This window comes from Planktothricoides sp. SR001 (assembly GCF_001276715.1).
Lineage (GTDB): Bacteria > Cyanobacteriota > Cyanobacteriia > Cyanobacteriales > Laspinemataceae > Planktothricoides > Planktothricoides raciborskii.
Genome location: NZ_LIUQ01000004.1, coordinates 145148 through 155309 on the forward strand (window position 1 = coordinate 145148; position 10162 = coordinate 155309).

At 45.9% G+C, this 10162-nt stretch carries 14 protein-coding genes; 11 read left to right on the forward strand and 3 right to left on the reverse strand.

Going from position 1 to position 10162, the window contains the following annotated elements:
* Positions 1-647: 647 nt before the first annotated feature.
* Positions 648-5243 (forward strand): glutamate synthase large subunit, encoded by a 4596-nt coding sequence (gltB, locus tag AM228_RS04005; RefSeq protein WP_054464816.1) that lies wholly within the window; start codon positions 648-650, stop codon positions 5241-5243.
* Here the strand turns inward: gltB and AM228_RS35970 are convergent.
* Complete coding sequence (locus AM228_RS35970; RefSeq protein WP_255353140.1) at positions 5220-5345, reverse strand: hypothetical protein; 126 nt, start codon at positions 5343-5345, stop codon at positions 5220-5222. The two genes, gltB and AM228_RS35970, sit on opposite strands and share 24 nt — an antisense overlap.
* Positions 5346-5534: 189 nt before the next feature.
* Here AM228_RS35970 and AM228_RS35975 point away from each other — a divergent pair, with 189 nt between their 5' ends.
* The 6 genes from AM228_RS35975 (at position 5535) to AM228_RS04015 (ending at position 6684) form a co-directional block, all read left to right on the forward strand.
* Positions 5535-5708: an element excision factor XisH family protein gene (locus tag AM228_RS35975; protein ID WP_082348736.1), complete on the forward strand. Its 174-nt coding sequence runs from the start codon at positions 5535-5537 to the stop codon at positions 5706-5708.
* A gap of 152 nt (positions 5709-5860) precedes the next feature.
* Positions 5861-6016 (forward strand): element excision factor XisH family protein, encoded by a 156-nt coding sequence (locus AM228_RS35980; protein ID WP_255353147.1) that lies wholly within the window; start codon positions 5861-5863, stop codon positions 6014-6016.
* A complete protein-coding gene (locus AM228_RS34885) occupies positions 6004-6114 on the forward strand; it encodes a XisI protein (protein ID WP_231636594.1) in 111 nt (36 codons plus the stop codon). The genes AM228_RS35980 and AM228_RS34885 overlap by 13 nt, the downstream gene beginning before the upstream one ends.
* A 16-nt stretch (positions 6115-6130) precedes the next feature.
* Positions 6131-6205 (forward strand): hypothetical protein, encoded by a 75-nt coding sequence (locus AM228_RS35985; RefSeq protein WP_255353148.1) that lies wholly within the window; start codon positions 6131-6133, stop codon positions 6203-6205.
* A 22-nt stretch (positions 6206-6227) separates the two neighbouring features.
* Positions 6228-6395: an element excision factor XisI family protein gene (locus AM228_RS33955; RefSeq protein WP_197285211.1), complete on the forward strand. Its 168-nt coding sequence runs from the start codon at positions 6228-6230 to the stop codon at positions 6393-6395.
* A 73-nt stretch (positions 6396-6468) separates the two neighbouring features.
* Positions 6469-6684, forward strand: a complete 216-nt coding sequence (locus AM228_RS04015) for a YgiT-type zinc finger protein (RefSeq protein WP_054464817.1) — start codon at positions 6469-6471, stop codon at positions 6682-6684.
* Positions 6685-6796: 112 nt separating this feature from the next.
* Here the strand turns inward: AM228_RS04015 and AM228_RS31790 are convergent, their stop codons facing one another.
* Positions 6797-6946, reverse strand: a complete 150-nt coding sequence (locus AM228_RS31790; RefSeq protein WP_156331519.1) for a hypothetical protein — start codon at positions 6944-6946, stop codon at positions 6797-6799.
* Positions 6947-6961: 15 nt separating this feature from the next.
* On the opposite strand from AM228_RS31790, the gene AM228_RS35990 reads away from it, so the two are divergent.
* Both AM228_RS35990 and gltD read left to right on the forward strand, forming a co-directional pair.
* Positions 6962-7096 carry a hypothetical protein gene (locus AM228_RS35990; protein WP_255353141.1) on the forward strand — a complete coding sequence of 45 codons (135 nt, stop codon included), beginning with the start codon at positions 6962-6964 and terminating at the stop codon, positions 7094-7096.
* 360 nt (positions 7097-7456) lie between these two features.
* Positions 7457-9022, forward strand: a complete 1566-nt coding sequence (gene gltD / locus AM228_RS04020) for a glutamate synthase small subunit (RefSeq protein ID WP_054464818.1) — start codon at positions 7457-7459, stop codon at positions 9020-9022.
* Here gltD and AM228_RS35995 read toward each other — a convergent pair.
* The gene (locus AM228_RS35995; protein ID WP_255353142.1) at positions 9019-9144 is read right to left on the reverse strand and encodes a hypothetical protein; all 126 of its coding nucleotides are present in this window, start codon (positions 9142-9144) and stop codon (positions 9019-9021) included. The genes gltD and AM228_RS35995 overlap by 4 nt on opposite strands.
* Positions 9145-9350: 206 nt before the next feature.
* Here AM228_RS35995 and AM228_RS04025 point away from each other — a divergent pair, with 206 nt between their 5' ends.
* The gene (locus AM228_RS04025; RefSeq protein WP_072160641.1) at positions 9351-9788 is read left to right on the forward strand and encodes a type II toxin-antitoxin system prevent-host-death family antitoxin; all 438 of its coding nucleotides are present in this window, start codon (positions 9351-9353) and stop codon (positions 9786-9788) included.
* On the forward strand, positions 9785-10150 hold the full coding sequence (locus tag AM228_RS04030; RefSeq protein ID WP_054464819.1) for a DUF86 domain-containing protein: 366 nt from the start codon (positions 9785-9787) through the stop codon (positions 10148-10150). The genes AM228_RS04025 and AM228_RS04030 overlap by 4 nt, the downstream gene beginning before the upstream one ends.
* Positions 10151-10162 lie beyond the last annotated feature (12 nt).

Sequence of the window (10162 nt, forward strand, 5' to 3'; positions counted from 1 at the left end):
TTTAAATTTATATCAGATGTTTTTTCGCAATCTAAAATTTATTTTTTTAGAAAAAAGCATTAATTTATATAATAATTTGGCAGCTATTGCCAATGGTTTGATATATCATTAATCTTCCTATTATACCCCCCTTAATAGCTAAATTTTTGAGACTTTTTGAGAAGTTTTAATATTTGGGTCAATATTTTTCTGCTTTGCCATATTTATTTTATGCCTGCCAATATTTTAATTTTTGTGAAAAAATGTTACAAAAAAGTAAAAAAAGCATCCGTAAGCATCCCGAATAAACCAGACTGGTTTTCAGCAAAAAAACGCTGAATCACCTAGTTAATTTGCGAATATGAAGATTTCCTGATATAACTTTTTGAGTCATAACAAAAAAATCGAGGATTGATTTAGAATATCAGTTGTTCCGGATGGAGTTAGCTAAAATTTTCCTTAAGAATACCGAGGAATCAGGGATTTTTGTTAGAGAATAAGGTCTAGCAGATCCGATGCAGACGCTCGTCATAATACCTGAGATAGATTTGTGCGAACGCGCAACGCTTTGCGGATGCAACATCGCCAAGAAATGACAAGTGACTTATGACTTATGTTATTTGTCCGCAAAGCTTAACCAACCTTGAATTAGTAAAATCTACATCAAAATGAATAGCAACGAAAAGAATCCCTACCCAAGAAAACAAGGCTTATACGATCCAAACAACGAACACGATGCTTGTGGTGTAGGCTTCGTGGTCAATATGAAGGGCAAAAAGTCATACCAGATTGTTCAACAAGCGCTGACAATCCTGGTCAACCTAGACCATCGGGGTGCTTGCGGTTGCGAAGCAAATACCGGCGATGGTGCAGGCATTTTGATGCAGGTGCCCGATAAATTTTTGCGGAAAGTGGCAGCCCAAGAGAATCTTACCTTGCCAGAGGCGGGATCTTATGGGGTGGGGATGATTTATGGCTCGACGGATCCCGCTATCCGCGAGCAGGGTAGACAAATTTTTGCCAGAATTGCCGCTGAAGAAGGTCAGCAGGTGATTGGTTGGCGGGATGTCCCCACGGATAATTCATCATTGGGCAATACGGCAAAGGCTAGTGAACCGTTTATGCAGCAGGTATTCCTGCAACGGGGCGCACAAGTGACAGATGAGGCAGCTTTCGATCGCAAACTTTATGTGATTCGCAAGCGATCGGAGATGGAAATTCACAGTTCCGGGGTAGACCCGGTTTGGTATGTCAGCAGCCTTTCTTGTCGGACTTTGGTCTATAAGGGGATGTTGATGCCAGTTCAGGTGGGGCAGTATTATCCCGATCTGGCAGATCCAGATATGGAAAGTGCCCTGGCATTGGTGCATTCTCGCTTCAGTACCAATACTTTCCCCAGTTGGGAGCGATCGCACCCTTATCGGTACATTGCCCATAACGGCGAAATCAACACCCTGCGGGGCAACATCAACTGGATGTATGCTCGTCAGTCCTTATTTGACTCCGAGTTATTTGGGGATGACCTGAAAAAAATCCTGCCGGTGATTGATTTAGAAGGCAGTGATTCGGCAATTTTCGATAACGCCCTGGAATTGCTGGTGCTTTCCGGTCGCTCATTGCCCCATGCGATGATGATGATGATTCCAGAACCTTGGACGGGTCACGAGTCCATGAGTGATGAGAAAAAAGCATTTTATGAGTATCACTCTTGTTTGATGGAACCGTGGGATGGTCCTGCGTCGATCGCCTTTACGGACGGGACGACCATTGGGGCAGTGCTTGACCGGAATGGTTTGCGGCCTTCTCGGTACTATGTCACCAAAGATGATTTGGTGATTATGGCGTCTGAGGCGGGAGTTTTACCCGTGGAACCGGAACGGGTGGCTTATAAGGGGCGCTTACAACCCGGTCGGATGTTCTTGGTGAACATGGCGGAAGGCCGGATTGTCACTGATGAGGAAGTGAAAAATAAAATTGTCACGGCGCACCCTTATCGCGAGTGGATCGACCAAAATATGGTGGAACTGGCCAGTCTCCCGTCCGCAGCAGGGGTAGAACCAATTGAGTCCACCAGCACGATCCAACGCCAGATGGCTTTTGGCTATACCTTTGAGGAGTTACGCTTGCTGCTGACCCCGATGGCCATGAATGGGGTAGAAGCAGTCGGGGCAATGGGAACGGATACGCCTTTGGCGGCTTTGTCTGACCGGCCAAAACTCCTTTATGATTACTTCCAGCAGCTATTCGCCCAGGTGACGAACCCGCCGATTGATTCGATTCGGGAGGCGATTATTACTTCCGCAGAAACCACGATTGGGTCTGAGCGGAATTTGCTGAAACCAGAACCAGAAAGCTGTCATCTGATTGAGCTAAAAACTCCTATCCTGAGTAACGCGGAATTAAGTAAGCTAAGGCACGTTAACCAAGGACAGTTTAAATCTATCACCTTGTCGATTCTGTTCGATCCCAAGCAAGGGGTGAAGGGATTGGAAGCGATGATGGAGCAAATTTGCGCCAAGGCTGACGAGGCGATCGCTTCTGGCATCAATATTATTATTCTGTCCGATCGCGGTGTGGATAAAGATCGCGCCCCGATTCCCGCATTGCTGGCGGTTGCTGGGCTGCATCACCATTTAATCCGTCAAGAAACGCGGACACAAGTGGGCATTGTCCTCGAATCCGGCGAACCTCGCGAAGTGCATCATTATGCGGTGTTGATTGGCTATGGCTGCGGGGCAATTAATCCCTATTTGGCCTTTGAGACAATCGATCAAATGATTGCCGATGGCTTATTGGTCAATGTTGATTCCAAGACTGCCCATAAGAATTATGTCAAGGCTGTCACCAAAGGTGTGATTAAAATTGCCTCTAAGATTGGCATTTCTACCATCCAAAGTTATCGCGGTGCCCAGATTTTTGAGGCGATCGGGCTGAATCGTTCGGTGATTAAGAAATATTTCACCTGGACGGCTTCGCGCATTGAGGGCGTAGACCTAGAAACGATCGCCAAAGAAGCCATTTTACGGCATAGTCATGCGTTCCCAGACCGTCAGACCAATGGCCATACTCTTGATGTTGGTGGCGAATACCAATGGCGGAAGGACGGGGAAGAACATTTGCTGAGTCCGCAAGTCATCCATGCCCTGCAACAGGCGGTACAGCAAAATGACTATAACCTCTACAAGCAATATGCCGCCGAAATTAATGAGCAAAACCAGAAATTCTTTACTCTGCGGGGATTGCTGGACTTCAAGCAACGGCAGCCGATTCCCTTAGAAGAGGTTGAACCCATTGAAGCGATTATGAAACGCTTTAAGACCGGGGCAATGAGCTATGGGTCTATTTCTAAAGAAGCCCATGAAGCATTGGCGATCGCCATGAACCGGATTGGGGGTAAATCCAACACTGGGGAAGGGGGAGAAGACCCGGAACGGTACACCTGGACCAATGAACAAGGGGATTCCAAAAATAGCGCCATTAAACAAGTGGCTTCTGGTCGTTTTGGGGTGACATCCTTATATTTATCCCAGGCGAAAGAATTGCAGATTAAGATGGCTCAAGGGGCGAAACCGGGCGAAGGCGGTCAGTTGCCTGGGGGTAAAGTTTACCCGTGGATTGCCAAAGTGCGCCACTCTACCCCAGGGGTAGGTTTGATTTCCCCACCGCCGCACCACGATATCTATAGTATTGAAGACTTGGGGCAGTTAATTCACGACCTGAAAAATGCCAACCGGCAAGCGCGGATTAATGTCAAGTTGGTGTCAGAAGTGGGTGTGGGCACCATTGCCGCTGGGGTGGCCAAAGCTCACGCTGATGTGGTGCTGATTTCTGGCTTCGATGGCGGTACGGGCGCCTCACCCCAGACCTCGATTAAACACGCGGGTTTACCTTGGGAGTTGGGTTTAGCGGAAACTCACCAAACTCTGGTGTTAAATAATCTCCGCAGTCGGATTGTGGTAGAAACCGACGGACAGCTTAAGACCGGACGAGATGTGGCGATCGCGGCTTTATTAGGGGCCGAAGAATTTGGCTTCTCCACCGCGCCCTTAGTCACCCTGGGCTGCATTATGATGCGAGTCTGCCATAAAAATACTTGCCCCGTGGGGATTGCTACCCAAAACCCCGAACTGCGGGCAAAATTTATGGGCGACCCAGCTTATGTGGTCAACTATATGCAGTTTATCGCCCAAGAAGTGCGGGAAATTATGGCTCAACTCGGTTTCCGCACCCTCAATGAGATGGTGGGACGGACTGATGTATTGGAAGCCAAGCAAGCAGTAGATCACTGGAAAGCCAAAGGGATTGACCTGTCCAAGATTCTCTATCAGCCGATCGTGGGCCCCGAAGTTGGTCGTTATTGCCAAATTCCCCAAGACCACGGTTTAGAAAAATCCCTGGATATGACCGTGTTGTTGGATTTGTGCAAAGGGGCGATCGAAAAAGGGGAAAAAGTTAAAGCGACTTTACCGATTAAAAACACTAACCGGGTGGTCGGCACTATTTTAGGCTATGAAATCAGCAAACGGCACTGGGATGGGTTGCCGGAAGACACGGTTCATCTGCATTTCCAAGGCAGTGCGGGTCAGAGTTTTGGGGCTTTTGTACCCAAAGGGGTGACTCTGGAACTAGAAGGAGATGCTAACGATTATTTCGGTAAGGGCTTGAGTGGCGGCAAGATGATGGTTTATCCCCCAGCGGGTTCTACCTTTGTGGCGGAAGAAAATATCATTATTGGCAACGTGGCGTTTTATGGCGCTACCAGTGGGGAAGCCTATATTTCTGGTGTCGCGGGCGAACGTTTCTGCGTTCGTAACTCCGGGGTTCACGCGGTGGTAGAAGCGGTCGGCGATCACGGTTGCGAATATATGACCGGCGGTCAAGTTGTGGTCATTGGTCCAACCGGGCGGAACTTCGCTGCCGGTATGAGTGGCGGTGTGGCTTATATCCTGGATGAAGCGGGTGATTTTGCCAGCCGTTGCAATAATGAAATGGCGGATATTGAACCGCTGGATGCCGAAGACATTGACAAGATCCGCAAGGCGATCGAGAAGCACGTTCATTACACCAAGAGTCAGAAAGGGCAAAAAGTATTGGCGAACTGGGAGGAAATGTTGCCCAAGTTTGTCAAGGTAATGCCTCGCGATTATAAGCGGGTGTTGAACTGTCTGAAGAAGGCGTTTGAAGCGGGTTTGAGTGGTGATGATGCCCTCAGCGCAGCGTTTGAAGAAAATGCCCGTGACTTAGCCCGGATTGGCGGTAGTTAGGGTTTGATTCAGAAACCCGGTTTCTTTGAGAAACCGGGTTTCTTGCACCTGGAAGTTAACCCAGAAACCGGGTTTCTTTTCGGGGTAGGGGCGAATGGCCATTCGCCCCTACGGTAGCAACAAAGAAACCGGGTTTCTTGCACCTGGAAGTTAACCCAGAAACACCCAGAAATCGGGTTTATTTTGGGAATCCTCGTTCCCTGGCTCCAGCCTGGGAATGCCCGTCTAGAGGCTCTGCCTCCCGTGAATTTCTTTATACTAAACTAGGCATTTTTAACCCTAAAACCCACTATGCCTCAGCTAGATATCATTCATAATGCTGTAAAAAACGCACTGATTAAAGACGGTTGGACAATTACTGACGATCCCTATATTATTCAGTACCAGAGTACAAAGCTTTATGCAGACCTGGGCGCGGAAAGACCCATTGCTGCTGAACGGGGTTCTGATAAAATTGTGGTGTAGGGGCGAAGCATTCGCGTAGAAATCTGTTGTCTAAACCGGGATATTTTGGCGCGAATGCTTCGCCCTTACAAGTTTTGTCGGGGCGTCAAAATTTCAGAATTTATTCATAGGCACTCGGTCAGTATGATATTTATCTTTATCTTTTAGAGGAAATTAAAGCCGATCGCAAACTATATGTTGCCATTGGCAATCTTATTTACAAAAACTTTTTTCAACAAGATGTTATACAACTTATTATCAAGAAACATCAACTGCCAATGATTATTGTAGATACAGAAAAAGAGGAAATTGTACAATGGATAAATTAACAGAATATCCCAAAATCATTCAGCAAATTTTAAATGAGTATGTTGAACTGTGCGTGAAGCGAAGCTATCGCGTCAGCGAATCGCCGTCCCAATCCTAACTTAGAAACATTTTTGGTGATAGATGAACAAAAGCAGCACTATATCTGGATGAATCTTGGTTGGAACAACGGCGATTCGCTGACGCGATAGCTTCGCTTCACGCACTGCTGGTATGACTGTTTATGTAAGAATTCGCGACGGGAAATTTTGGATTGAAGAAGACTGGACAGAAGATGGTATTGCCAATGATTTAGTCCGTGCAGGGGTGCCGAAAGAAGATATCGTCCTGGCATTTCACGAACCAAAAATGCGTCAATATACCGATTTTGCCTTAGCTTGATAATGATAGAAGAAATTCGCCTAACAATCTAAACCAACCCAGAAAACCGGTTTCTCGCCAAGGAGAAAATGATATGACCACTAATTTTAGACAAGAGACGTTTATTGAACAGAATGTGACTTACACTTTGGAATTTGATGGGAAATTCTTTATTATAGAAAACGTTCCAGCCAGAGTTTGCCAAGAAACAGGGGAATCTTTATTTTCTCCTGAAACCGTAGAACGCATTCAAGAAATTATTTGGCAAAATAAATCACCAAAACGAGTAATAAAAACACCAGTTTACTAATTTCAGTGGCTCGATCAGCCTAAAACGCCAGATGTTATAATTTATATTCATATAAATTTATTAGAGGTAAAATATGCCAAATCTGACCTTCTACGAGCAATTTCTCAATATTTCATAACATAATCGTTTCCCAAACGTAGGGGCGAAGCATTCCGGCAAATAATTTATCGGATAAAACCCCAAATTTTTTACCCGAATGCTTCGCCCTGACCGCCGATTCAGGGCGAAGCATTCCGGGATTAGGGTTAATATTTTTACCCATAAATTATCTGCCGGAATGCTTCGCCACTACAATGCTTCTTCAGGGCGAAGCATTCCGGCATTAGGGTTAATATTTTTACCCATAAATTATCAGCCGGAATGCTTCGCCCCTACAGCACCGATCGCGCTTCGTCCTGATTCCTTAACATGATTAACCTTAAATAAAGGTTACAATAAATACCCTAATTGGCGGGTACTCTGTATAATAGTCAAGATAGTGGTCAAGATTGTCCTCTCGTCCGGTCATCATCCTTATTAGAGATTAAAACATACATTGATTTACTTAACGATTGACATAACTTAGTCCTTTGTCCTTAGTCCAATGACATCAGACTAAAGACCACAAAGAAATGCTTTCAGAGAAACACCCAGAAACCGGGTTTCTTTTGGGGGATAAAAAGTAGGGGCGAATGGCCATTCGCCCCTACGGTAGCGTCAAAGCAACCCGGTTTCTCGCACCTTTTGTAGAACCTTGCATTAATCTTGCATTCATTATTTGAGAGAGAGAACTATGGGAAAACCAACCGGCTTTATCGAATATCTCCGTGAAGTAGCAGCAGAAGTTTCCCCGGGCGATCGCGTCGGTAACTGGGATGAATTCCACCTGCATATGCCGGAGGAAAAACTCCGCACCCAAGCGGCCCGGTGTATGGACTGCGGCACACCTTTTTGCCATACGGGCACCACGATCAAAGGGATGGCTAGTGGTTGCCCAATCAATAACTTAATTCCTGAGTGGAATGACCTAATTTATCGGGGACTTTGGCAGGAAGCCCTCGATCGCCTCCACAAAACCAACAATTTCCCCGAATTCACTGGTCGGGTTTGCCCTGCCCCCTGCGAAGGTTCCTGCGTTTTAGGCATCACCAACCCCCCGGTGACAATTAAAAATATCGAATATTCGATTATCGAGAAAGGTTGGGAAGAAGACTGGGTAAAACCGGAACCCCCTGCCATTCGGACTGGTAAAAAAGTGGCGGTGATTGGTTCTGGGCCTGCTGGTTTGGCCGCAGCCGCACAATTAAATAAAGCCGGACATTGGGTGACAGTGTATGAACGGGCCGATCGCCCTGGTGGTTTGCTGATGTACGGCATTCCTAACATGAAATTGGACAAAGAAAAAATTGTCTTACGCCGTCTGAAAGTCCTGGAAGCCGAAGGGGTGAAATTTGTCTGTAACACCGAAGTGGGCAAAGATTTACCCGCAGAAAACCTGCTGAAAGAATTTGATGCGGTAGTCTTAGCTACGGGCGCCACCAAACCCCGTGACCTGCCCATTGAAGGCCGCGATCTGAAAGGAATTCACTTTGCGATGGAATTCCTCAGCGCCAATACTCAGGCAATTTTGGATCAAAACCAGAATGGGAACGGTAATGGTAATGGTAAAGTGGCCGGAGAAACCCGGTTTCTTGAAGAAACCGGGGTTCTTAACCCTGTGAAATATCCTTATATTTCTGCGGAAGGTAAGGATGTGGTAATTATTGGCGGTGGTGATACTGGGACTGACTGTGTGGGCACCTCGATCCGGCATGGTTGTAATAGTGTGGTGCAAGTGGAAATTTTGCCGAAACCACCCCTAGAACGGGCGGCGGATAATCCGTGGCCCGAATGGCCGAAAGTTTATAAGATGGACTACGGTCAAGAAGAAGCAGCGGCTAAGTTTGGGTCCGATCCTCGCGTTTATTTAAACACCGCTACGAAGTTCGAGGGGGATGAAAACGGCCATGTGAAAGCGGTGCATACGGTACAAGTGGAATGGGCAAAAGACGCCCAAGGTCGGTTTATTCCTAAGCAGATACCGGGGACAGAACGAGTTATCCCCACCCAATTGGTATTGCTGGCAATGGGTTTCCTCGGTCCAGAACAACCTTTATTAGACGCTTTGGGATGCGATCGCGATGCCCGGAGTAATGTGAAAGCGGAATATGGCAAGTATGCCACCAGTATTCCTGGGGTGTTTGCTGCCGGTGACTGCCGTCGCGGTCAAAGTTTGGTGGTTTGGGCGATTAATGAAGGTCGCGGAGTTGCCCGTGAGTGCGATCGCTTTTTAATGGGTCACACTGACTTACCCGCTTAAAATTCCAGTAGGGGCGCCTTTCCGTAGCGGCGATCGCCCCAAGAAACCGGGTTTCTGTCACAAGAGAGAGGAGAGAGGTGAATCGTAAAAATGCTCTCCTCTCTCTTCTCTTTTCTATGCATCTCTCTTTAATAGATTAAAATAGATTATACCAATTTCAAAAATTCATCCAACAGCCCCTAACATTCTTCGGGTGGGCAAAAAATTTTACTCACCCTACCATATATGATGGTTGACTTTTGCCCACCCTACAATATAAATACTTATTGTTGCATAAATTTTTGTAAATGGTATTAAAATAGATTAAACCTAAGTAGAGAAAGTAAAAATGAGCCTTAATATTGATGTGAAAGAAGCCAATATAAACCTAGAAACAATGTTGCAACAAGTCCGCCAAGGAGAAGAAACCATTATCACCGAAAATGGCGTAGGCGTTGCCCGATTAGTCCCCTGTACCTCACCGCCAGACTACCGCAAAACTTTGGCAGAAATTAAACAGATTTTAATCGCACAAAAGCAGATTATTCAGGAAAAATACCATGTAAGTGAGTTAGGGATATTTGGGTCTTATGTTCGCGGGGAAGATACCGAAGACAGCGATGTGGAAATCTTGATAGATTATGATGAAGCACCCACGCTGATAGAACTAATTGAATTAGAAGACTATCTGAGTGATCTTTTAGACCTCAAGGTCGATGTAGTGACAAAAAATAGCTTAAAGCCGCCAACCAAAGAACGAATTTTGTTAGAGGCGGTTACTGTATGACTTCGCGTTCTTTATTAGATTTTCTTCAGGATATTTTCGAGGCAATTCAGTCGATTGAAAAATTTATAGCTGGTCTTGATTTTGCAGAATTTGCCGAAGATGAAAAAACTATTTATGCGGTGTCTAAAGCCATTGAAATTATCGGCGAAGCGGTAAAAAATATCCCTGAATCCTTCAGAAACCAGTATCCAGAGATACCTTGGAAAGCAGTAGCCGGAATGCGAGATAAATTAGTCCATGACTATTGGGGGACAGATGTCGCAGTTTTGTGGAAAACCACACAGAAAAGTCTTCCTATTCTTAAGCAGGTGATTAGCAAGATGATAGCTGACTTGAATAGTGAAGCAAATAGCTTTTGGTAGGGTGTGTTAGGC